The sequence below is a fragment of the Bradyrhizobium sp. NBAIM14 genome (assembly GCF_020193895.1).
In the GTDB taxonomy this organism is placed as follows: Bacteria; Pseudomonadota; Alphaproteobacteria; order Rhizobiales; family Xanthobacteraceae; genus Bradyrhizobium; species Bradyrhizobium yuanmingense.
The window spans coordinates 634,564-655,989 of sequence record NZ_JADYVQ010000002.1 but is presented as its reverse complement, the minus strand read 5'-3'; the positions used below and the strand labels follow the sequence as shown (position 1 = coordinate 655,989).

At 64.5% G+C, this 21,426-nt stretch carries 19 protein-coding genes and 5 pseudogenes; 15 read left to right on the top strand and 9 right to left on the bottom strand.

Going from position 1 to position 21,426, the window contains the following annotated elements; all coding sequences use genetic code 11:
• A pseudogene (locus tag I6F28_RS08800) lies at positions 1–140 on the bottom strand (IS5/IS1182 family transposase); the annotation flags it as partial.
• A gap of 171 nt (positions 141–311) precedes the next feature.
• Here I6F28_RS08800 and I6F28_RS08795 point away from each other — a divergent pair.
• From I6F28_RS08795 to I6F28_RS08785, 3 genes and pseudogenes are all read left to right on the top strand, one after another.
• Positions 312–497: pseudogene (locus I6F28_RS08795) on the top strand (transposase); the annotation flags it as partial.
• Between the two features lie 71 nt (positions 498–568).
• Positions 569–1,939 (top strand): transposase, encoded by a 1,371-nt coding sequence (locus tag I6F28_RS08790; protein WP_225127598.1) that lies wholly within the window; start codon positions 569–571, stop codon positions 1,937–1,939.
• 64 nt (positions 1,940–2,003) lie between these two features.
• Positions 2,004–2,267 (top strand): annotated as a pseudogene (locus tag I6F28_RS08785) (transposase); the annotation flags it as partial.
• Positions 2,268–2,575: 308 nt separating this feature from the next.
• Here I6F28_RS08785 and I6F28_RS08780 read toward each other — a convergent pair.
• Positions 2,576–3,794 (bottom strand): annotated as a pseudogene (locus I6F28_RS08780) (IS110 family RNA-guided transposase).
• Between the two features lie 264 nt (positions 3,795–4,058).
• Here I6F28_RS08780 and I6F28_RS08775 point away from each other — a divergent pair.
• Positions 4,059–4,274: pseudogene (locus tag I6F28_RS08775) on the top strand (transposase); the annotation flags it as partial.
• A 486-nt stretch (positions 4,275–4,760) separates the two neighbouring features.
• Entirely contained in the window at positions 4,761–5,333 is a 573-nt protein-coding gene (locus tag I6F28_RS08770; protein WP_225127597.1) for a reverse transcriptase domain-containing protein, read from the top strand.
• Positions 5,334–5,344: 11 nt separating this feature from the next.
• On the opposite strand, the gene I6F28_RS08765 is transcribed toward I6F28_RS08770, so the two are convergent.
• From I6F28_RS08765 to I6F28_RS08755, 3 genes are all read right to left on the bottom strand, one after another.
• Positions 5,345–5,683, bottom strand: a complete 339-nt coding sequence (locus I6F28_RS08765) for a helix-turn-helix domain-containing protein (protein ID WP_225127596.1) — start codon at positions 5,681–5,683, stop codon at positions 5,345–5,347.
• 452 nt (positions 5,684–6,135) lie between these two features.
• Complete coding sequence (locus tag I6F28_RS08760) at positions 6,136–7,554, bottom strand: recombinase family protein (protein WP_225139713.1); 1,419 nt, start codon at positions 7,552–7,554, stop codon at positions 6,136–6,138.
• Positions 7,547–7,714 carry a hypothetical protein gene (locus I6F28_RS08755; protein ID WP_225127594.1) on the bottom strand — a complete coding sequence of 56 codons (168 nt, stop codon included), beginning with the start codon at positions 7,712–7,714 and terminating at the stop codon, positions 7,547–7,549. Before I6F28_RS08755 ends, I6F28_RS08760 begins: the two co-directional genes overlap by 8 nt.
• 515 nt (positions 7,715–8,229) lie before the next feature.
• On the opposite strand from I6F28_RS08755, the gene I6F28_RS08750 reads away from it, so the two are divergent.
• Together I6F28_RS08750 and I6F28_RS08745 are read left to right on the top strand one after the other, a co-directional pair.
• Positions 8,230–8,655: a reverse transcriptase domain-containing protein gene (locus I6F28_RS08750; protein ID WP_225127609.1), complete on the top strand. Its 426-nt coding sequence runs from the start codon at positions 8,230–8,232 to the stop codon at positions 8,653–8,655.
• 992 nt (positions 8,656–9,647) lie between these two features.
• The gene (locus tag I6F28_RS08745) at positions 9,648–10,688 is read left to right on the top strand and encodes a tripartite tricarboxylate transporter substrate binding protein (RefSeq protein ID WP_225139712.1); all 1,041 of its coding nucleotides are present in this window, start codon (positions 9,648–9,650) and stop codon (positions 10,686–10,688) included.
• A 163-nt stretch (positions 10,689–10,851) separates the two neighbouring features.
• Here I6F28_RS08745 and I6F28_RS08740 read toward each other — a convergent pair whose 3' ends face one another.
• The 3 genes from I6F28_RS08740 to I6F28_RS08730 all read right to left on the bottom strand — a co-directional run bounded on the left by I6F28_RS08740 (position 10,852) and on the right by I6F28_RS08730 (position 12,199).
• Entirely contained in the window at positions 10,852–11,148 is a 297-nt protein-coding gene (locus I6F28_RS08740) for a hypothetical protein (RefSeq protein WP_146207753.1), read from the bottom strand.
• Between the two features lie 158 nt (positions 11,149–11,306).
• Entirely contained in the window at positions 11,307–11,633 is a 327-nt protein-coding gene (locus I6F28_RS08735; protein ID WP_036003836.1) for a hypothetical protein, read from the bottom strand.
• Positions 11,634–11,845: 212 nt separating this feature from the next.
• Positions 11,846–12,199 carry a hypothetical protein gene (locus tag I6F28_RS08730; RefSeq protein ID WP_225112605.1) on the bottom strand — a complete coding sequence of 118 codons (354 nt, stop codon included), beginning with the start codon at positions 12,197–12,199 and terminating at the stop codon, positions 11,846–11,848.
• 129 nt (positions 12,200–12,328) lie between these two features.
• On the opposite strand from I6F28_RS08730, the gene I6F28_RS08725 reads away from it, so the two are divergent.
• The 5 genes from I6F28_RS08725 to I6F28_RS08705 all read left to right on the top strand — a co-directional run bounded on the left by I6F28_RS08725 (position 12,329) and on the right by I6F28_RS08705 (position 16,130).
• Entirely contained in the window at positions 12,329–13,288 is a 960-nt protein-coding gene (locus I6F28_RS08725) for an N-carbamoyl-D-amino-acid hydrolase (protein WP_225139711.1), read from the top strand.
• Between the two features lie 77 nt (positions 13,289–13,365).
• Positions 13,366–13,986, top strand: coding sequence for a TetR/AcrR family transcriptional regulator (locus I6F28_RS08720; protein ID WP_036003843.1), 621 nt, complete (start codon positions 13,366–13,368; stop codon positions 13,984–13,986).
• An 82-nt stretch (positions 13,987–14,068) separates the two neighbouring features.
• The gene (locus tag I6F28_RS08715) at positions 14,069–15,262 is read left to right on the top strand and encodes an MFS transporter (protein WP_225139710.1); all 1,194 of its coding nucleotides are present in this window, start codon (positions 14,069–14,071) and stop codon (positions 15,260–15,262) included.
• 121 nt (positions 15,263–15,383) lie between these two features.
• Complete coding sequence (locus tag I6F28_RS08710) at positions 15,384–15,803, top strand: DUF4118 domain-containing protein (protein WP_225112608.1); 420 nt, start codon at positions 15,384–15,386, stop codon at positions 15,801–15,803.
• A gap of 129 nt (positions 15,804–15,932) precedes the next feature.
• Positions 15,933–16,130, top strand: a complete 198-nt coding sequence (locus I6F28_RS08705) for a hypothetical protein (RefSeq protein ID WP_036003876.1) — start codon at positions 15,933–15,935, stop codon at positions 16,128–16,130.
• A gap of 237 nt (positions 16,131–16,367) precedes the next feature.
• On the opposite strand, the gene I6F28_RS08700 is transcribed toward I6F28_RS08705, so the two are convergent.
• Positions 16,368–17,345: a LysR family transcriptional regulator gene (locus tag I6F28_RS08700; RefSeq protein WP_036038207.1), complete on the bottom strand. Its 978-nt coding sequence runs from the start codon at positions 17,343–17,345 to the stop codon at positions 16,368–16,370.
• Between the two features lie 118 nt (positions 17,346–17,463).
• Here I6F28_RS08700 and I6F28_RS08695 point away from each other — a divergent pair, with 118 nt between their 5' ends.
• Genes I6F28_RS08695 through tkt form a run of 3 tightly spaced genes read left to right on the top strand, consistent with a single transcriptional unit; the run spans position 17,464 to position 21,424 of the window.
• Positions 17,464–18,501, top strand: a complete 1,038-nt coding sequence (locus I6F28_RS08695; RefSeq protein WP_036003852.1) for a class 1 fructose-bisphosphatase — start codon at positions 17,464–17,466, stop codon at positions 18,499–18,501.
• 12 nt (positions 18,502–18,513) lie between these two features.
• On the top strand, positions 18,514–19,389 hold the full coding sequence (locus tag I6F28_RS08690) for a phosphoribulokinase (protein ID WP_225139709.1): 876 nt from the start codon (positions 18,514–18,516) through the stop codon (positions 19,387–19,389).
• Between the two features lie 16 nt (positions 19,390–19,405).
• Positions 19,406–21,424, top strand: a complete 2,019-nt coding sequence (tkt, locus tag I6F28_RS08685; RefSeq protein WP_225139708.1) for a transketolase — start codon at positions 19,406–19,408, stop codon at positions 21,422–21,424.
• Positions 21,425–21,426 lie beyond the last annotated feature (2 nt).

Genomic DNA, 21,426 nt, shown 5'->3' with positions numbered 1-21,426 from the left:
GGCGCGATCTCGCCGTCGATCCAGTCCCAATCGACCTTGCCGGCGAGCTGAACCAGCTCGTGCTTCATATTGATGATTTGGTCCAGCCTGGCCCGGAACAGATCGCCCGATCCCGTCGTCCTGTGCTTCTTCGGTCGCATCGCCACCTCCGATGCGATGACGGAATCATGGTTGGCGATTCGACCGAATCCTGAAAATGAAATTGCAAGGTTCCGACGCCCGAAGCATCAAACCCCTGCAAACGCAAAACAGTCCACAACGACAAATGCGATTCTAGCTCAATCGCTTAGCCACTCTTCACGGACGACTACGGCCGGCGTGAAGTTCTCGGCATGGACATCGGTCCCTCGGAGGCCGAGACGTTCTGGACCGCGTTCTTGCTCAAGCTCGCTCGGCGCGGGCTTCGTGGCGTCAAGCTCGTGATCTCCGATGCGCATGAGGGCATCAAGGCCGCCGTCAGCAAGGTGCTCAACACCGCCTGGCAGCGCTGCCGCGTGGGATCGTTGAAAAAGTCCGAATTGACTGATTCCATTCTTGTCGGCGATTCGCGATCGGCGGAGCAAACGAGATGCTGGGGCGCAAGGAGCGGGATCAGCTTGAGCTCTTCATCACCGGCTCGCTCAAACAACTCGTCCCAGACGAGCACGTGCTGGCGCGGGTCGATCGTGTGCTCGACCTGACTTGGCTAAGGCAAGAGGTCACCGACTGTTACTGCGCGAATGACGGCCGGCCCGGCATCGATCCCGAAGCGGCGGTACGGCTGATGCTCGCCGGTCTGCTCAGCGGCATCGTGCACGATCGCAAGCTGATGCGTGAAGCTCAGGTCAACATCGCGATCCGCTGGTTTGTCGGTTATGGCCTGCATGAGCAACTACCGCACCATTCAAGCCTGACGCGCATTCGCCAGCGCTGGGGCGAAGAGCGGTTCCGTAGGATCTTCAAGCGCACGGTCGAGGCCTGCCTGAAGGCCAAGATCGCCACTGCGGAGGTGGTCCACATCGATGCGTCGCTGATCCGCGCCAATGTGAGTTGGGACAGCCTCACCGAGCAGCATGTGGTGGATGTCCTGAGCGAAAATCAAAACGAGGATGAAAGCGAGGCTGAGAAAACGGGCCGACAGAGTGGCAAGTACAAGAAGGTCTGCACGACCGACCCCGATGCGACGATGGCCACGAATGCCCGCAACCGGCGGCTGGAGCCCTCTTACAAGCAGCACACGGCCGTCGATGACAAGGTCGGAGTCATTTTGGACGTCGCGGTCACAACTGGACAAACGAACGAAGGCGAGATGATCGAGCCGCAAGTCGACGAGGTTGAAGCGATTACAGGCATTGACATCAAAACGGTCACCGCCGATGCCGGCTATGCCTACGCTAAAGTATACGGTGCTCTCGAACGGCGCGGCATCGATGCCCTGATCCCAGCTAAAGCTGAACCGATCAAGAGTCGCGTACCGCTCAGGCGCTTCCGGTACGACGCCAAGCACGACATCCTGAAGTGCCCGCGAGGACGTGTCTTGCGGCCCGCGCGACCCATCAAGCACGGCCGTTTCTTTTACTCAAAGGCAAAGGATTGTGCCCGGTGTCCGCTCAAGGGTGATTGCCTATCGAAGGGGCGAGTTAATAAGGCAGTTGTTGTAGGGAACGATTATCCGGCACTGCTCCGCGCCCGGCGCCGTCGCGAACGATGGAGCTGGCAGGATCGACGGCTCTATCAGCGTCATCGCTGGCGTTCAGAGGGCTTCCATGGCGAAGCCAAGACCTGGCATGGGCTGGCGCGCGCCATACGGCGTGGTCTACCGAACATGAAGATCCAGGCCTATCTGACGGCCGCCGCCATCAACCTCAAGCGGCTGGCAGCCGCTCTTGTTGCGCTTCTTTTGTGCTTGATCGCCTCCCTCGACGCGTCTCCGTCGGCATCGCGCGGAGTGCCGGGTTGATGTGAAGGCATGAATGGGCCGGTCGCTGCATCGAGCGGATTCGGTGAACCACTTGTTCAACGACGCCCGCGTCCACTTCATGCGCAACGTCCTGGCCCATGCCGGCAAGAGCGGAAGACGCGTCGTCTCCGCCTTCATCGCCACCGCCTTTGCCCAGGACGATGCCGAAGCGGCCAGGGCTCAGTGGCGCAAGGTCGCCGACCAGCTCCGTCCCAAACTGCCAAAGCTCGCCGCCTTCATGGATGAGGCCGAGCCAGACGTGCTCGCCTATATGAGCTTCCCGCCTCAGCACCGTGCCAAGCTGCATTCGACGGATGAGATGGACAAGCGATTTTTAAATGATCGCCCCGATGACTATGCGGAAATCGCGTCCATTCTTTTGTTCGGCCGCGGCGCGGGCCATTCTTCCGTCCCGGTCACCGATCTCGCAGCCGCCGCGCGCAGGGTCGGTCAAGGCTGGCCGCGTTTGCGGCCACCGCACGGCTTGGCCTTGACCGGCCCGAGCACGGCGGCATGCTGGCGTGGAACGGGACTGCATTCCTGGCTGGCACTGCCGTCAGCGGCGGTTATGGTTGTCCGGCGCGGGCGACCTCGTGGCGAAGCGTGACGCGTCGGCTGAAAGCGTCACCGGACTGCCTATTTTGTCCTGCCGAGCTGAGGCGCCCGCGCGCCAGGTTTTGGCCGCCGCGGTTTCCATTGCGACACCAATTGTTCGTAGTTTCGCTCCGCCTGGGCGGCAATCAACATCTCACGGTCGCGCAGCGCCTTGATGTTGTAGGCATAGGCTGGTCCGCAGCCGGCTGCCCTTCTGTTGCGGATGTCCAGCTTGAAGTTGCATTGCGCGGGTCTTGTTGGCGACCAGCGCCGGACGCGCCCACAGCTAATCTTCGCCCTTCGTCAACAAATGCCAGCAGAGCACCGTGAGCTTGCGAGCCACGGCCACCGCGGCGACCTGATGGCCACGCCGGGCGCGAATCCGCACGAAAAAAGCATGCAGTGGACCGGGCGCCTTGGCCGCGGCCCAGGCGGCCTCGACCAGCATGGCGCGCGCGTGACTGCGGCCGATCTTGCTGATGCGACCGTGATGGGCGGCTCCCAGTCCCGACTGCCGCACCCGCGGGTTCAGCCCGAAATAGCTCACCAGCTTCTGCGGGCTGTCGAACCGGCTGATGTCGCCGATCGCCGCCACGATGCCGGCGGCGACCGCCAGATTGACGCCGGTGATCGTCATCAATCTGTTGACCGCGAGGTCGTCGATGGCGTCCTGAGCGATCTCACGGTCGAGCAGAGCCAGGTCTTCCGCCAGCCGGTCAAGCTCACGGACATGCCGATCGATGGCCGCGCGCTCATCGTGCGGCAGCTGTTGGGCGGCCAACCACGCCCGGCCGCGGGCGTTGAAAAGATCGGCATGCGGGCACTTCGGGATTAGGTGCGCGTGCAGGATCGAATGCACCTCGTTCTTGAGCCGCGTGCGATGCCGCACGACCTGGTAGCGCCGCGCCACCAGCCGACGCTTGCGTTCGGTCTCCGCGTCAGGCGTCCAGATCTGCGGCAGGTACCCGGCCGCCTGCAGACTGGCGAGCGTGCCGGCATCGATCTTGTCGGTCTTAACGTGAGCCTGGGCGATCGCCTTCACCTGCAGCGGATTGGCGATAATCACCCGTGCCACGAACGGCGCCAGAACCCGCGACACCGCCATGCTGTTGGCAGTCGCTTCGAGCACCACCTCATCACTGGCCAGCAGGGTCTTGCCAAATCCCTCCAGCGCAGTCCGCGTCATATCGATGCGGCCCGCATGTCGGAGCCTGCCGTCCTCCCAAAACACCACCTCGCCGAAAGTTCGGTGGACGTCGATGCCAATCACCCGTCGCATTCGCACCTCCTGCCAGACATAATGACGGGAGCTGCGGGCGACACGACAACTACGGATTCGCGCTCCCAGCGCAACCGGGCGAGTCGCAGAGGCGGCCAGCTACTAACTCGAGCTCTCGGCTCATCGAATAACATCGGCCTGCCCGCACTTCGTGCTCCCGGTGCCTCTGTCCCGATGGTCGCACCATACGCCACGATGTAGAACACCGCAGCGGGAACGTTGGCACCGAGACATCTCATACCGGTTACCAATCCGATCGAGCGCCTCAACGGCGAGATCAAGCGGCGGACCGAGGTGGTTGGCATCTTCCCAAATGAAGACGCCATCGTTCGCCTGGTCGGCGCGATCCTTCTCGAGCAGAACGACGAGTGGGCGGTTCAGCGGGCCCGCTACATGACGCTGGAAACCATCGCGCCGTTGAGTAATGATCCAACCGTCAGCCTCCCGGCTATCGCCAGCTGACTAGTCCGGCTCTTGCCGGCGAACGCGGTATCCCACCGCCAGTTACACCACGCTCAGGGAGTACGTCATGCCAAGCTGATGATTGCTTGTGGGTGCAAGTCCCATCCGGCCAAAGCCGTAGCAGGCAAGCCGGGACCGAGTCTTGCGGGCGTCGCGGCAACGCTGGAGTCCGAAGTGTAGACAGGAGTCGTGCGGGGTGCGGGAATGAGCCTCGAAAGGTGGATGTTCGCGGAGGCCGAGTGTGTTCCCTAAGCACGAAGGCTGCATGAGCATCGTCGATACGCGAGACGATGCCGCTCCGTCGGGGTCGATGGCCGCATCACGCACGGAAGGCAATCATCGGAACATGAGAGGCCCGACCGGGTCCGCTGGATTGATCTCCAGCGGGGGACAGCGGCAAGGCACTGCCAGAGCCGTTGTCCGAGCTGAGGTCGGGAGTCGGACTGGTCCATACTACCTGTGAAGTCGTCGAAGGTAACGAGACGCATGGAGGGAAGGGACCAGCCCGAGGGGAGCCTGCGCGAGGAGGCCAAGGTCCGGACACAGAGCCGGGTTACCTTGCCGCCGAACCTCAAGCGGGTGAGCGCGGCAGCCAAGCAAGCTGTCCAAACCCGGTTCACGGCCCTGCTGCACCATGTCGATGACGACGCTCTTCTTCGGGCGTTTCGACGACAAAAGCGGCAGGCCAGCGCGGGGGTCGATGAGGTGACGGTGGCGAAGTACGAAGAGAGGCTGACGGATAACCTCCGCGACCTCTGCGGACGGGTCCACTCCGGTCGTTACCGGCCACAGCCGGTGCGGCGCGTCTACATCCCCAAAGCCGATGGCGGTAAGCGGCCTCTCGGCGTGCCGGCGCTAGAGGACAAGATTGTCCAAAGCGCGGTGGCCGAGGTGCTGAGCGCCGTCTACGAGGCCGACTTCCTCGGGTTCTCCTATGGCTTCCGGCCGGGGCGGAATCCTCACATGGTGCTTGACGCTCTGCATACGGCGATCATGAGCCAGCACGTGAACTGGGTGCTCGATGCCGACATACGCAGCTTCTTGGACGTGGCTTCATAATACCCCCTGGTTCATGCGGTTTGGTCGAAAAGGCCGGCTTGCGGGGCTAAGACCTTGATGCGGAGTCCTTTTTGCTTCCCGCGCACAACGTGCACGGCTTCGAGTTCGCCGCGCTTGACTCGCTGCAAGACGGTTTGGCGCGAGACCCCGAGCGCCCGCATAGCCTCGCGCATCGGCAGAAAGTCGTCGGACGTTTCACTGTTGAAGCGGGCCTTGAGTTCATCGGTCAGGCGAATGCGCCAGGGAGCGCCTGGCGTGAGCTGCTCGCCGGCGATAATGCCGTCGTTGAGCAAACGATGGATCGTCGAGGGAGCGACACCAAGCGCGGCGGCGGCTTGCTTGATGGTCAAAAGATCGGGCCGGCGGCTTGCGGTTTATCTTGGAAGCCTGGGATCTTCCAGTGCCGGCGTAAATTACCGACGCGGTTGCGGTCGAGCGGTGGCCGTAGGCCGTTGTGCGGCTCTGCCGGTTGAGGATGCCGGCGATCACGGCATCGGGATAATGCACTGCCAGTCGTCGCAGGAGCGCAACTGTATCCTCGTCGGTGCGGATCGTCGCTGGCCGCGATCGGGGCAGGCCGAGATCAATCTCGGTCAGCGCGCCGCCCTTCCAGCGCAGCGTCAAATGGGCGGCAAAGGCCTCGCGATCGACTTTGACGATGACCTCGTCGAGGAGCGTCCGCAGCAACTCTTTCCGGTCGCGCGGCGTCGTCGTGCTTGCGTTCCAGACGGAGACGAGATCAGGTCCGAGCGCGAGCAGGCGGTCACGCTCCTGTTGGCTGATCGTATGGGGGCGAGCAGCCTCACGACGCGCAAGATCGGCCTTGGCGGCCTCCAGCGCCTTCAGGCACGCTTCCCACTCTCGCTCGAGAACCGCGCGCGACGAGACGGTTATCGGGATCGACGGCGCGATAGCGCCGTTCTGCACGCCGGGCTTCGTAGCTGGCGCGTTCCGCGGCAAGTCGCCATTGCTTGAGCCCCGCCTCGCGATCCGCCTCAAGCCGTTCCGCGGCGGTGAGTGTCGCGGTCAGCTTTGCGGGTTCTAAGGCGGCGATGAACGCTTGGGTGATGGCGTGGTCGATTTGAACGCCGCCGATATTGAGGCAGTAGACGCCTCGGTTCTCGACCAGCACTTTGCCAGCACAGTGATAGCCTGGCGAAGCATTGCGTCCGCGATAGTGGGTGTGCAGGCGGCGGCCGCAATGGCCGCAACTGGCAAGACCTTGCAGGAGGGCGCCACCCTCTCTCACGGCACCGCCGCCCTTGTGCGGCTGAGGTCGCGTGTTCGCGGCGAGACGTTGCTGATTTGCTTCATAGGTCTGCCAATCGATGAAGCCTGGATGATGCTCGGGGATGAGAACCTGCCATTGGGAACGCGGCAAGAATCGAATCCGCTGCTTGCGCGCGCCAGTGCCATCGAGAATCGTCTCATGGCGCGTTTTGCCATAGACATAGGCGCCGGCATAGACGGGATTGGTCAAGACCTGGTGGATGGCGGTGTAACTGGCCTCGACCCAGCGGATCTCGGCGCGGGCGTGCAGCTGCAGCGGGAACGTGAGCCCCTCGGACCGAAACCAGAGCCAAACGCGACGTGCCGATCCCATCTCGGCAAAGCGCGCAAAAACATGGCGAATGGCGGTAACGACAGCCTCATCGGGATGGAAGCGGACCTCGCCATCAGTCTCGCCCCAGACGAAGCCGACCGGCAGACCGCGGCGCAGTTCGCCGCGCGCCGCCTTGTTGCGGATTCCACCGTTGAGGCGAGCCCGCAGCACGTGCAGTTCGGCTTCGCTCATCGTGCCTTTGAGCCCCAGCAAGAGACGGTCATTGAACATGGCCGGATGATAAATGCCGTCGGCATCGCCGATCAGCGTGTCGGTGAATCCGGCCAGATCAATCAGGCGGTACCATTCGGCGTTATTACGCGCGAGCCGCGAGACTTCGAGACCGAGCACCAGTCCGACGCGCGCGAGCGCCACTTCGGCGGTGAGGCGGGCAAAGCCCGAACGCGCCACCGTGCCCGAACCGGAGAGGCCAAGATCCTCGTCGATAACGATGATGCGGTCATCGGGCCAGCCGAGGTCGCGCGCTTTGCCGACAAGTGCATATTGCCGCTCGGTCGATTCGCGGTTGTGCTCGACCTGTGCGGCGCTGGATTGGCGCAGATAGACGACGGCCTGTCGAGAGAGATGAATTGACGTAATCTTGACGTGCTCATTCATCGCTTGCCTCCGTCGCCGGGCCGCTCTGAAGCAGGCGTGACATGAGGCGCGCCAGAAGCTCGATTGCCGCGATGCGGGCGGCTTCGTCGATTTGGTCCCACGCGACTGGCGCGCTTGGTGGAACCTCGGGCTGATCGAACAAGTCCAGGTTCAATTGCATGGCGGCTCTCCTTGCACGGCGCCGACTCGGCACCCCGGATGCAAAGAGCGTCGACCAGCTTGCGCAAGTGGAGCAAATCACCGAGCCTGCCGAGATCGTGGACAGCGTCATCGGCATCGATTGGCGGCGTGCCTCCAAGCGGCTCCACCTTCCAATCGGTCCAGCTCGCCGGAATCAACGACCGACTGCCATCCGGCAGAACCGTGAGGAGAAAGTGGATGCCGCGCCGCCTGATGGTACTGATGACGGCCAGCGTCCGACCTTCGAAAGCGTGACGCGTGCGCGTGATCGTTACCGAAGCCGGAATATCTTGGCGATGGGCAGTCTGTGGCCGCTTCCTTCGACTCGGTCGACCACGAGTGGCTGTTGCGGATGCTGGCGCACAGGATCGCCGATCCTCGCATCTTGCAGCTCATCGGGCTGTGGCTGCGAGCCGGCGTTCTTGAGAGCGGCGAGAAGCAAGAGACGGACAGGGGCACGCCGCAAGGGGCGGGCATCAGCCCGCTCCTGCCAACATCTTCCTGCACTACATCCTCGATCTCTGGACCCAGAAATGGCGTCATCGCCACGCACGCGGTCGTATCGTGATCGTGCGCTACGCGGACGACTTCGTCATGGGCTTCGAGAACAAGGCAGATGCGCGGGAAATGCTGTTGGCCCTCAAGGCGCGGCTGGCCAGCTTCGGCCTGACGCTCCATGAGGACAAGACGCGGCTGATCGAGTTTGGCCGGTTCGCGGCCCTCTCGCGTCAGCGGCGGGGCGAGCGGCGGCCAGAGACCTTCGCCTTCCTCGGCTTCACCCACTACTGCGGGCGGACCCGAGATGGCCGGTTCATCGTGAGGCACAAGACGGAAGGGAAACGCCTGACGCGCAAGCTGACGGCGTTGCGCCAGGAGGCCTGGCGGCTCATGCACGCGCCACTGGCCACGCAGCACGAGTAGTTCGCCGCCGTTCTGCGCGGGCACTATGGCTATTATGGCAGGCCGCACAATTATCCAGCGCTCAACGGCTTCTACCGCGAAGTGCGTCGGACCTGGCTGCGTTGTCTGAGACGGCGTAGCCAGAAAAGTCGGCGCATGGGCTGGCCGGAGTTCGAGACCCTGACGGCACGCTTCCGCCTGCCAACTCCACGCATCACTCGCACATGGGCGCAGGCGCGGATATGACGCGGGTTACCCTCGGGAAGAGCCGGGTGCGGGAAAGCCGCCTGCCCGGATCTGTGAGGGCAAAGCCAAATGGCCGAGCTACTCGACCACGATCCCGCGACCCGGCCCCAGAGCGCGTGATCTACACATGTGACGGTTTGAGTCGCACGGAACGGACCGTCTTCAGTGATCTATTCGTTGGCTTCTCCCCTTTAGCAGTCCCGGATTTCGCATTTTCGTGATCACGGGCGCCTCCGGTGGCATCGATGGGCGGTGATTCTGACAAACGCGGCTAAATCAGCAGATCCAAGTTCAAACCAGCGCGCACACTTGTGCCCCGTTCCCCCAGAGAACGCCGCAACGAAATCGCAACGAATTGGGTGAAACGACCGTGAACAAAACGGGACGGTAACCGCTGCCACCTCGATAAAAATCAATAACTTAGAAGATATTCACTGCGTTCGGGACGCAGGGGTCGCAGGTTCGAATCCTGCCACTCCGACCATTCTTCCAAAAGTCGACGTTTTCCAGAGTCTTGGCAGACCGGCTGCCGGCGCCTCAGGACGCCTTTTTGCAACGATTTCGGGATTGGGTCCACGGCCGATTAGGCGGGGCAGGGTGGCCTGTCGCGGTAGCATAGCTTGCCAGAAGCGAGCGCCGGCGGTTCCGACTTGCGGAGCTAGGTCAGGGGCCTACCGCCGCGCCATCAGCACACCCACCAAAAACGCCACCATCAGCGCCGGGCCGTGGTGCCTCGCCGGTTGCCCTCCAGTCATCCCGACGGCTAGATGAGTCCCAAGCTGATCGCGCGCCTGAGGCGCGATCGGCCAATAACAAAAACAGGGCTGGAAATCATGAACAATAAAATCATCGCGCTCGCTACGGCTTTTGGCTTCGCGGCCTGCGGGTCGGCATGGGCCGCGTGGCCCGACGACAAGCCGATCGAAGTCGTCGTCGGCTTTGCGCCCGGTGGCGGCACCGATGTCATGGCGCGCAAGCTCCTTCCCTTTGTCGAGCGTGTGCTGGGCGGCAAGGCGAAGTTCGTCGTCCTGAACAAGCCCGGCGCCGGCGGAGAGATCGCGTTTGCGTCGATCGCGCGCGCGGCGCCCGAGGGCTATTCGATCGGTGTCGTCAACGTGCCAGGCTACAACTTCCTGCCGATGACCCGCAAAACCCAATACACCACGGATGAAATCCGGCTGGTCGCTCGCGTCGTCGAAGATCCGAATGTCATGGTGGTGCCTGCCGATAGCAGATTCAGCAATCTGCCGGATGTCGTTGCCGCACTGCGCAACACGCCGGGCTCGGTGAGCTTCGGTCACAATGGTGCCGGCACGAACGGTCATCTGGCCATTCGCATGCTTGCGGCAGCCGCGAAAGTCGAGCCCAACGAGATCTCCTACAGAGGAACGGCCGCACAGCGGACCGATCTCCTGGGCGGGCATCTGGACGTCGGGATGGTCACTGTCAGCGAGATTCCCGAGTTGCATGGCACCAACAAGGGGCCACTTCGCGTCATCGCGATCCTGTCGAAGAAGCGCTTTCCATCGCTGCCGGGCGTTCCGACGGCAGAGGAGGCGGGCTTTCCGGTCATGACGACGGCGGAACGCGGCTTCGCGGTCCCCAAGGGCGTTCCGGACGACATCGTCAAGAAGCTGGAAGCCGGGATCGCCGAGGGCCTGCGCAGTCCAGAGTACCTGACGGGTTCGCCCGGGGATGAGCCGGTGATCGCCTTCATGCCTGGCGCGGAGTGGCAGAAACGCCTCGACGACATGTCCGAAGCCCTGCGTCCTTTTGCCGAGCAGATGCGGGCAAGCGAACAGAAGTGATTGGTCCTGCTCTGGCAGGCGGTTGCTAAGACTATTCGTCATGCTTCGGGCCGCTGCAAATCAAGGTCTCGATGGCCCGCGCCGCCTCATGTTTGCCACCCTCCAACGCAAACGGCGCGGCCGTGATCGACCGCGCCGCTGTGATCTTCTGATGTGAAGGGCCCTATTCTTCGTAGGGTGCGTAGGCTGATGTGCCCCAGCGAGGCCCGTCATAGCCGTAACCCGGGCCCGGGTAACCGTAGGTGTTGGTGGGGTGCCAATCGCCGATGCGCTGGCATTGGCCGATGCCGGCCATCAACTGGCCGCCGCTCATGGCGGGCCCGGCGGCGCCGACTGCTTCTCCAGCCGGTGGGGTGCACGGGCCGGGACCGCGTCCCGCAGCGAGGCTGGGGCTTACAGTTGCGAGCGGCAAAATCGCGGCCAGAGTTGCGGCGACGCTCACGAGTTTCGTACGTGTCATGGTTGTCTCCATGTTCGAGGCTTAACGGGGGACCAATCCCTCCTGCCGCGAGACGTTCCGCGCGGAACGGTCGCGTTTTCGCGAGCAAAAAAGGTTTCCTCGGGTTTCACGGAACGCCGCGATTTCCATTGACATGAGCGCGTCATCGCGAGCGCGCATTATCTGCGAGCGACCAGCACACCGACCAGAAAGGCCACCAGCAGCGACGGCAGCGGGGCGTCGCGCACCATGCCGCGGACGACGTCTTGCCAGTGCTGCTCCGGCACCAGTCTCGGCGATCGCACGTTGGGCGCGGGCTGGATACCCCAGTGTGATGCGAGCTCGGCGACCTCGCTTTGCGCGAGGCGCACGCCGTCGCGGACGCGATAGATCGCGGCCTCGGACCGCTCACGCGGTGCGAGCAGCATCAAGGTCTCGACCGCGGTGCGCAGCGTCATCTCGCCGTAGCCTTGCAGCCTGACCTGCTCCTCGGGATCGGACGTCATGCAAAATCCCTCACAGCGTCAAATTCTTCACAATGAGAAATGGCGCGCGATGGTGAAGGCCGCCGCCGTGCACAGAACCAGCGTGGGCCCGGCCACGTCGCGCGCGAGATCGGCGCGCGTCAGCTGCCTGCTCATGGTCTTGCTCCATGCTTTGCATGGAAATGGCCGCCGCCGCGCTTGGTTCCGTGCGCCGGCGCGAATCGGCAGGCCGACTATTTCCGCAGCAGCTCGCTCAAGGCCGCCGTCGCTTCGGCGCAGCGGATGTCGTCGATCTCCCGCGACAGGCTGAGCGCGCTCGATCTCAGCTCCTCGAGCTTCCAGCTGTCCGGATGCTGGTTTTCGAGCTGACCGAGACGCTTGTTCAGATCGTCTAATCTCGATTGAAGCTGCCCGATGCTGGCGGCCCCATTCACTTTCCAAACGCGTTGTGCGCGCATCGTCGTTCCCCTGATAGTCTCACGGCCTTGTGAGAGCGGTTCATGGCCGGAATGGGAGTTTGTTTTGTCCGGCTTCAGACGGCGGGGAACCGTTGCAGATCGGCAACGAAGTTCCTGTTTGGTGCTCACCCAGCGCCGCACGATGATACCCGCGGGCCCGGAATTTGATTGTGCCCTCAGTACGGGGCGCCGAGGCGGCCTGTGCGCGCGGGTGATAGGCTCTGGCCGGGCGCACTCGAAAAAGATGAGGAACGACGCGTGACGAGAACTGTGACCATTGCAGCCGGCCAGCTCGGACCGATCGCGAGGAGCGAGTCGAGGTCCGCGGTGGTGGCGCGACTGATGGCGTTGATGCGCGAGGCGCGGGCCTGCGGCTGCGACCTGATCGTCTATCCCGAGCTGGCGCTGACCACGTTCTTTCCGCGCTGGTACTTCGAGGACCAGGCCGAGATCGACAGCTTCTTCGAGCGCGAGATGCCGGGTGCCGAGACACAGGCGCTGTTCGATCTCGCCCGCCAGCTCGGCATCGGCTTCTGCCTCGGCTATGCCGAGCTGACGCTCGAGGCCGGGATCGTCAGGCGATACAACACGTCCATCCTCGTCGACAAGAGTGGCGCGATCGTCCTGAAATATCGCAAGGTGCATCTGCCCGGCCATGCCGAGCACGAACCGTGGCGCGAATTCCAGCATCTGGAGAAGCGCTATTTCGAGCCCGGTAGCGGCTTCGGCGTGGTCGATGCCTTCGGCGGCGTGATCGGCATGGCGATCTGCAACGACCGCCGCTGGAGCGAGACCTATCGCGTGATGGGCCTGCAGGGCGTCGAGATGGTGCTGATCGGCTACAACACGCCCGTGCACAATCCGCCCGCGCCGGAGCATGACGATCTCTCGCTGTTCCACAATCATCTGGTGATGCAGGCCGGTGCCTATCAGAACGGCACTTTCGTTGTCGGCGTCGCCAAGGCCGGTGTGGAGGAGGGCGTCGACCACATCGGCGGCAGCTGCATCATCGCGCCCTCGGGCGAGATCATTGCGGCCTGCACGACAAAGAGCGACGAGATCGCGCTGGCGCGCTGCGATCTCGATCTCTGCAAATCCTACAAGCGCACCACCTTCAATTTCGACGTGCACCGCCAACCGCGCGCCTACGGCATGATCGTCGAGCGGAGGGGCGTGACGATCATGGCGGATGGGACGCCGGTGCCGCGGAGGGGGTGACGCTCTCTCCTTCGTCATTGATTCCTTTCACGACCACGTGTGTTTATTCGGAAACGTTCATTCCCTATTATCCCGCAATGCAAAAAACCGCCCGCCGCTCTCGGCCTGCCGCCCGTCTGCCCGGCCGTCCCCGGGAATTCGACATGGACACCGCGCTCGACCGCGCCGTGCGTGTGTTTCGCGAGCGCGGCTATCATGCCACCTCGATCGGGGACCTCACTGCGGCGATGCGGCTCGCGACGGGAAGCATCTACAAGGCGTTTCGCGACAAGCATGCGGTGTTTCTCGCCGCCTTCGAGCGCTACACGGCCCTGCGCCAGCAGCAGACCCGCAGCGCGGCGGCGCGTGGTGCAAACGGCCGCGAGCAAATCCGCAACGTGCTGCTGTCCTATGTCGAGCATTCCCGGGGCAGCGAGGGGCGGCGCGGCTGCCTCGTGGTCGGCAGCGCGGTCGAACTGTCCGCGCTCGATCCGGTCGTGGGTGCCCGCGTCAGCACACAGCTCGCGAGCAACGAGAGCTTCATCGCCGGCCTCATCCGCGCCGGACAGGCCGATGGCTCGATCCCCCGCCATGTCGTAGCCGACGACACCGCGCGGCTGATGCTCTGCATCACGCAGGGAATGCGCGTCGTCGGCAAGGCGCGTCTGCCGCTCGACGCAGAGCGTCTCGTCGGCGCCGCAATGAAGCTGCTCGCCTGAATTTTTTGTCAGAAAAGGGAATGACCATTCCCTATACCTTACCTAACGGCCATTCCCTGCGCCTTACCTGGAGACCATGCGAATGACGATGAATGCCACGATCGAGACCGCGCCGGGGCCGGATGCGGTGTCGCAGCGCCTGACCTTCGTGCTTGCCGCGGCCTGTGGCATGGTCGCCGCCAACATCTATTATGCGCAGCCGCTGATCGCCCCAATCAGCGCCGCGCTCGGCCTGTCGCATGCAGCTAGCGGGCTGATCGTGACGATGACGCAGATCGGCTACGGCACCGGGCTGCTGCTGATCGTGCCGCTCGGCGATCTCGTCGAGAACCGCGCGCTGATCTGCTCGGTGATCATGCTCGGCGCCGCGGCGCTGCTCGCCGCGGCGTTCGCAACCCATGCGCTGCCGTTCCTGCTCGCCGCACTGTTCATCGGCCTCGGCTCGGTCGCGGTGCAGATCATCATCCCCTATGCAGCGCATCTGGCGCCCGAAGCCATCCGCGGCCGCGTCGTCGGCAACGTCTCGACCGGCCTGATGCTCGGCATCATGCTGGCGCGTCCGGTGTCGAGCTTCGTCACCGCCTTGCTGTCGTGGCACGCAGTGTTCTTCGCCTCCGCCGCGCTGATGATCGTGCTCGCAGCCGTGCTCTGGATGACGCTGCCGAAGCGCAAGCCGGTCACGCGGATGCATTACGGCCAATTGCTGCTGTCGATGCCGGACCTGGTGCGGGCCACGCCGCTGCTGCGGCGCCGCGCGCTGTACCAGGCGAGCCTGTTCGGCGCCTTCACCCTGTTCTGGACGGTGGCGCCACTCCAGCTCGCCGGCGAGTTCGGCTTCTCCCAGCGCGGCATCGCGCTGTTCGCGCTGGCCGGCGTCGCCGGCGTGTTCGCAGCACCGATCGCCGGGCGCCTCGCGGACCGCGGCCATAGCCGGATCGCGACGCTGGTCGCGATGCTGCTCACGGCCGCCGGCTTCCTGGTGACCTCCATCGGCGCGTCCGGCTCGATGCTGAACCTCGCCTGTCTGGTGGTGGCCGCGATTGCGATCGATATCGGCGTCCAGGGCAATGTGGTGCTGGGCTTCCGCGCCATCTTCGCGCTCGGGCACGAGCACCGCAGTCGCCTCAATGGTCTCTACATGGCGACGTTCTTCGCCGCCGGCGCGGTCGGCTCGGCGGTCGGAGCATGGGCGTTCGCACAGGGAGGCTGGATGCTCGCATCGGCCATTGGCCTTGCTTTGCCCGTCGCGGGGTTGCTCTACGCGCTGACCGAGTAGCGGCCGTCGCCCGAACGGTGCGACCGACCTCGCGATGACGCAATTTGCATCTCGCGGATTGGTTGCGGTTGTAGTACTTTCGTCGCAACGCACCTGGTTAACGGGCGGCAGGGGGATGCTGATGAAACGTGCGGGGCTGTTTGGCGCACGGCGGGTACGGCCATGGTCGTGGGGGGCGTTTCTGCTCGGGCTCGCCGTCGTCGCGGTTTCGGCCGTGGTTCAGGGCATCTGCGTCCTGCTCGGCGCAAAGTTCTATTTCGCAGCGTTCCTGCCCGGCCTGTTCGTGCTTGCGCTGATGGCGGGTACACCGGCGGCGGCATTCGCCGCGCTGCTCACCGTGCCGCTGGTGTGGTGGGCGTTCATCCCGCCGTTCTTCGAGCTCAATGCGCTGACCAGCGCGCATGCCGATTCCATCAACCTGTTCTGTCTTCTTGCCGTCCTCCTGATCGGCCTTGCCGATCTCTGCCGCGCGACGATGACAATCGTCAGAAGCGGCGGGCTGAAGCCTTCGGGCGAGAGCGCGGCAACGAATCCGCAATAGATCGCGCCGCGCGCGTTGCGCCCGAGCAACAGTCCGGCAACCATCCGCGAACTTGCCGCGCGCCGCTAACTTTTCGAAAAAGATTTGGCCGCAGTTTCTCCCGCGGGAATGACGAGGGAGTTTTCGGACATGAACGGTCACGCCATCCTTGAGAACGTGCGCCGCTACCGCGGCATCGCATCGCTCTATCGCCAGACCGCAGCGTTCCGCCCGGGCCAGAGCTGGTCGCTGCTGGAGCAGGCGAGCGAGTGGGAGGCGCGGGCGCTGTCGGAGCTGGAAGCCTATTTCGCCTCGCGCACGGACCACACCGCCCCGCTCGCGGCCTGATCGCCGGCCATCGGCGCGCCCTGAACCGGCTCGCCGAAGGCGCGACCGCCACGGGCAACTACGGAGTTGTCTCCGCATCCTTCTGTGCTAGCAACGGCCGAGAGATTCTTCTTCACGTCGGCCGGGGCACGCGATGACCACCTTCAACCGCATCTTCACGACGGAGCGCCTGCTCCAGATCATCGTGGTGCTGGCGGCGACGCTCGCCATGAAGCTGATGAGCTGAGCGAAGGCCGGCTATCGTCCGCCTAGCTCGGGCAAATCAGGCAGATAATTCGAGCCTTCCGAGCCGAGGAAATCGAACATCGCCTGCGCGGGCGGCAGCAGCACCTTGTCGCTGCGGCGGATCACGTACCATTGCCGCACGATCGGCAGGCCCGCGACGTCGAGCACGACGAGCCGGCCCTCGGCGAGCTCATGCGCCACGGTGTGAGCCGAGATGAAGGCGATGCCGAGCCCGGCGATGACCGCCTGCTTGATGGTCTCGTTGCTGCTCATCTCCATGCCGATGATCGGCTCGAGATCCGATTTCTGGAACATGCCCTCCATCAGCGTCCGCGTGCCCGAGCCGGGCTCGCGGGTGAGGAAGGTCTCGTGCACGAGATCGGTCAGGCTGAGGCCGGAATCCTTCTCCAGCCAATGGCCCTTGCGCGCGACGATGATGTGCGGGTTGCGCCCGAGCTGGCGGACGTCGACGGTGACGTCGGCCGGTGGCCGACCCATTACCGCGAAGTCGAGGTCGTAGCCGTGCATGGCCTCGCGGATCTCCTCGCGATTGCCGATGGTCAGCTTGATCTCGATCTTGGGGTAGCGCTTGGAGAACGCCGCGATCGCGTGCGGCACGAAATATTTCGCGGTCGAGACCGCGCCGAGATGCACGGTGCCGCCGGTCCGCCCCGCGAGCAGGTCGAGCGCGCCCTGGCAATCGGTAATCGCGGCTTCGACCCGTTCGGCCAGCGCCAGCACCTCCCTGCCGGCTTCCGTCAGCAGCATGCCGTCGCCGGTTCGCTGCACCAGGGGCAGGCCGGCCAGGTCCTGCAGCTGCCGCAGCTGCTGGGTCACGGCCGGCTGGGTCAGCCCGAGATGGCTCGACGCCGCCGTCACGCTGCCTTTGGCCGAGAGCGCCGCAAGCGAGCGCAGCTGCCGGATCGTCAGATGCCGGAGCTGGGCCGCTGCATGGCCGGCGCCATTATAAGAAAATTCTTTGAGGCTCATTATGATTAGAAATTTTCCTTATTAAGCCGCTCCTGTCAATCTCCTGAATGCCGGCACTGACCGTGACCTGCCTCCACCAGGAGGGAATGGTTGCGGCACCGGCAGGGGATGGACGCAGATGACCGGGCAACTCAGGCTGGACGACCACCTTCAACGGTATTCTGAGACCGCGCCGCATGCGTTGGCCGTGGCAGCCGCGGTCGATGCCATCGCGGCCGCGGCGATCGAGATTGCCGATCTCATCGCCAGCGGCGATCTCGCCGACGCCTCGGGCCTGACCACCGGGCGCAACAGCGACGGCGATCTCCAACGCGACCTCGACGTCCAGGCGGACGCGATCCTGCGCCGCTGCCTCGGCCGGCTGCCGATCGCGGCGCTGGCGTCGGAGGAGATGCGTGAGGCCCAGATCGTCGATCGTCAGGGGCGAATCTGCATCGCGATCGATCCGCTCGACGGCTCCTCCAACATCGACATCAACATGACCGTCGGCACGATCTTCTCGATCCTGCCGGCCCCCGATGATCTCTCACTCGCCTTTCAGCAGCGGGGCTCGGCGCAGCTCGCGGCGGGCTTCGTCACCTACGGCCCGCAGACCTCGCTGGTGCTGACGCTCGGCGACGGCGTCGACATCTTCACGCTCGACCGCAAGGCGGGCTGCTTCCGCTTCGCGCGCAGCGGCGTGCAGATCGCCGAAGCCTGCGAGGAGTTCGCGATCAACGCCTCGAACCGCCGGCATTGGGATCCGCCGGTGCGCGCCTTCATCGACGAATGCCTCGCCGGCGTCGACGGGCACGCCAACCACGATTTCAACATGCGCTGGATCGGGTCGCTGGTCGCGGAGGCCTATCGCATCCTCACCCGTGGCGGCGTGTTTCTCTACCCTTCCGATGCGCGGCCCGGCTACGGCGACGGCCGCCTTCGCCTGACCTACGAAGCACACCCGATGGCGATGATCATCGAGCAGGCCGGCGGCTCGGCCTCGACCGGGCGCGAGCGCATCCTCGATCTATCGGCGCAGAGCCTGCACCAGCGCGTGCCGCTGATCATGGGCTCGAGCAACGAGGTGCGGCGCGTCGAGGAGCTGCATTGCGATCCGCTGCTGGTTGCCAGCGTCTCGGCGCCGCTGTTCGCGCGGCGCGGATTCTTCCGGCTCTGAGCGAGGCGTCCGATGTCCAGGAAGCATCCGATCATCTCCATCACCGGCTCCTCCGGCGCCGGCACCACCTCCGTCAAGAAGACCTTCGAGCAGATCTTTTTCCGCGAGAAGGTCAACGCCGTCTACATCGAGGGCGACGCCTTCCACCGCTACGACCGTGCCGAGATGCGTGCGCAGATGGCGAAGGAGGCCGAGCGCGGCAACAAGCACTTCAGCCATTTCAGCCCCCAGACCAATTTGTTCGAGGAGCTGGAACGCGCCTTCCGCGACTACGGCGAGACCGGCACCGCGGTGACGCGGCACTACGTCCACGACGCCGAGGAATCGGCGCTGCATGGCGCGGCACCAGGCACCTTCACCGACTGGAAGCAGCTGCCGGAGGATTCGGACCTGCTGTTCTACGAGGGCCTGCACGGCGCCGTAGTCACCGATAAGGTGAACGTCGCGCGCTATGCCGACCTCAAAATCGGCGTCGTGCCCGTCATCAACCTCGAATGGATCCAGAAGCTGCACCGCGACCGCAGCGCACGCGGCTATTCGACCGAGGCGGTCACCGACACCATCCTGCGGCGGATGCCCGACTACATCCACTACATCTGCCCGCAATTCACCGAGACCGACATCAACTTTCAGCGCGTCCCGACCGTGGACACCTCCAATCCATTCATCGCGCGCTGGATCCCGACGCCGGACGAATCGATGGTGGTGATCCGCTTCAAGAATCCGCGCGGTATCGACTTCCCCTATCTGCTCTCGATGCTGCCGCAGAGCTGGATGTCGCGCGCCAACTCGATCGTCTGCCCCGGCGCGAAGCTGGACCTGGCCATGCAGCTGATCCTGACGCCGCTGATCATGCAGCTGATCGAGCGCAAGCGCAGCCTGAAGTGAACAGGGAGAGACTCCGATGAACATCTCCGTCCATGCCGAAGCTGACCTCAATGCGGTCACGCATAACGATCTCGCCAATGCCGTCCGCTTCCTCGCGGTCGATGCCATCGAGGCAGCGCAGTCAGGCCATCCCGGGCTACCCATGGGCATGGCCGACGTCGCGACTGTGCTGTTCTCGCGCTTCCTGAAGTTCGACTCGGCGCATCCGAACTGGCCGGACCGCGACCGCTTCGTGCTGTCGGCGGGGCACGGCTCGATGCTGCTCTATGCGCTGCTGCATCTCACCGGCGGCGATATCAGCCTCGACGACATCAAGGCCTTTCGCCAGTGGGGCTCGAAGACGCCGGGCCACCCCGAATATGGCCACACGGCTGGTGTCGAGACCACGACGGGACCGCTGGGCCAGGGCATTGCGACCGCGGTCGGCATGGCGCTCGCCGAGCGGATGGCGAATGCGCGGCATGGCGATGGGCTCGTCGATCACTTCACCTATGTTATCGCAGGCGATGGCTGCCTGATGGAAGGCCTCAGCCATGAGGCGATCTCGCTGGCCGGTCATCTCGGGCTCGGCCGGCTGATCGTGCTGTTCGACGACAACGGCATCTCCATCGACGGTCCGACCTCGCTGGCGACATCGGACGACCAGCTCGCGCGCTTCGCTGCCTGCGGCTGGTCGGTGCGCCGCGTCGACGGACATGATCCCGAAGCGGTGGCGCAGGCGATAGCGGAGGAGCGGGAGACCGCGAAGCCGTCGCTGATCGCCTGTCGCACAATCATCGGCTATGGCGCGCCTGATAGACAGGGCACCGAGAAAGTGCATGGCGCGCCGCTCGGCACCGAGCAGACGGCAGCGGCGCGGCGGACGCTGGGTTGGGACTATCAGCCTTTCGTGGTGCCGATCCCGGTGCTCAAGGCTTGGCGGATGATCGGGCAGCGCGGGCAGGTCGATCGCCTCGCTTGGCTCGATCGTTACGAAGGTGCGACGCCGGAGCAGCGCGACCTGTTCGTCGAGGGCAAAGCCGCGGCTCTGCCCGCCTCCTATGCGCTGGCCGCGGCGAAATTGCGTGAGCACTTTGCATCCGAGCGGCCGAAGCTGGCGACGCGGCAGGCCTCGCAACAGGTGCTCGAGGGAATCGCAGGAACAATTCCCGGCCTGGTCGGCGGCTCCGCGGACCTCACCCATTCGAACCTGACGCATGCCAAGGCGCAGGCGCCGGTCAAGAGCGGTGCGTTCGCCGGCGACTACATCCACTATGGCATCCGCGAGCACGGCATGGCCGCAGCGATGAACGGCCTGGCGCTGCATGGCGGCTTCATCCCCTATGGCGGCACGTTCCTGGCGTTCTCCGACTACAGCCGGCCGGCGATCCGACTTGCAGCCTTGATGCGGCTGCGCGTCATCCACGTGATGACGCACGATTCCATCGGCCTTGGTGAGGACGGACCGACGCACCAGCCGGTCGAGCATCTCGCGGCACTGCGCGTGATCCCCAATCTACTGGTGTTCCGCCCCGCCGATGCCGTGGAGACGCTGGAGGCCTGGGATTGCGCGCTCGCGGCGGAGCATCGCCCCTCAGTGCTATGCCTGTCGCGGCAGGCCTTGCCGACATTCCGCAGCGATGGGCGCGGCAGAAACCGCGTCGCGAACGGTGCCTATCTCGTCGTCTCGCCGGACGGCCGCCGTGACGTGACGCTCATCGCAACCGGCTCGGAAGTCTCGATCGCGCTGGAAGCGGCCCGCCTGCTCGCGACCGAGCACGTTCGCGCCGCCGTGGTCTCGGCTCCGTGTTTCGCACTGTTCGAGGAGCAGCCGGAGGATTACCGCGCCTCGGTGCTCGGCACCGCGCCGCGTGTCGGTGTCGAGGCCGCTGTCGCCGGCGACTGGCATCGCTGGATCGGCGCCGACGGTGAATTCGTCGGCATGCGCGGTTTCGGCGCCTCGGCGCCAGCGCCGGTGCTGTACCGTGAATTCGGCATCACACCGCAAAGCATTGCGGAAGCGGCTCGCCGGGCGATGGCCCGCAAGAGCCAATAAGG

Bases quoted from the DNA above. Each gene is read 5' to 3' on its own strand.
- I6F28_RS08790 (WP_225127598.1), top strand. From the start codon at position 569: ATGCTGGGGCGCAAGGAGCGGGATCAGCTTGAGCTCTTCATCACCGGC.
- I6F28_RS08770 (WP_225127597.1), top strand. From the start codon at position 4,761: ATGGAGGGAAGGGACCAGCCCGAGGGGAGCCTGCGCGAGGAGGCCAAG.
- I6F28_RS08760 (WP_225139713.1), bottom strand. From the start codon at position 7,554: ATGAATGAGCACGTCAAGATTACGTCAATTCATCTCTCTCGACAGGCC.
- I6F28_RS08755 (WP_225127594.1), bottom strand. From the start codon at position 7,714: ATGCAATTGAACCTGGACTTGTTCGATCAGCCCGAGGTTCCACCAAGC.
- I6F28_RS08745 (WP_225139712.1), top strand. From the start codon at position 9,648: ATGAGTCCCAAGCTGATCGCGCGCCTGAGGCGCGATCGGCCAATAACA.
- I6F28_RS08740 (WP_146207753.1), bottom strand. From the start codon at position 11,148: ATGACACGTACGAAACTCGTGAGCGTCGCCGCAACTCTGGCCGCGATT.
- I6F28_RS08735 (WP_036003836.1), bottom strand. From the start codon at position 11,633: ATGACGTCCGATCCCGAGGAGCAGGTCAGGCTGCAAGGCTACGGCGAG.
- I6F28_RS08720 (WP_036003843.1), top strand. From the start codon at position 13,366: ATGCAAAAAACCGCCCGCCGCTCTCGGCCTGCCGCCCGTCTGCCCGGC.
- I6F28_RS08715 (WP_225139710.1), top strand. From the start codon at position 14,069: ATGACGATGAATGCCACGATCGAGACCGCGCCGGGGCCGGATGCGGTG.
- I6F28_RS08710 (WP_225112608.1), top strand. From the start codon at position 15,384: ATGAAACGTGCGGGGCTGTTTGGCGCACGGCGGGTACGGCCATGGTCG.
- I6F28_RS08705 (WP_036003876.1), top strand. From the start codon at position 15,933: ATGAACGGTCACGCCATCCTTGAGAACGTGCGCCGCTACCGCGGCATC.
- I6F28_RS08700 (WP_036038207.1), bottom strand. From the start codon at position 17,345: ATGAGCCTCAAAGAATTTTCTTATAATGGCGCCGGCCATGCAGCGGCC.
- I6F28_RS08695 (WP_036003852.1), top strand. From the start codon at position 17,464: ATGACCGGGCAACTCAGGCTGGACGACCACCTTCAACGGTATTCTGAG.
- I6F28_RS08690 (WP_225139709.1), top strand. From the start codon at position 18,514: ATGTCCAGGAAGCATCCGATCATCTCCATCACCGGCTCCTCCGGCGCC.
- tkt (WP_225139708.1), top strand. From the start codon at position 19,406: ATGAACATCTCCGTCCATGCCGAAGCTGACCTCAATGCGGTCACGCAT.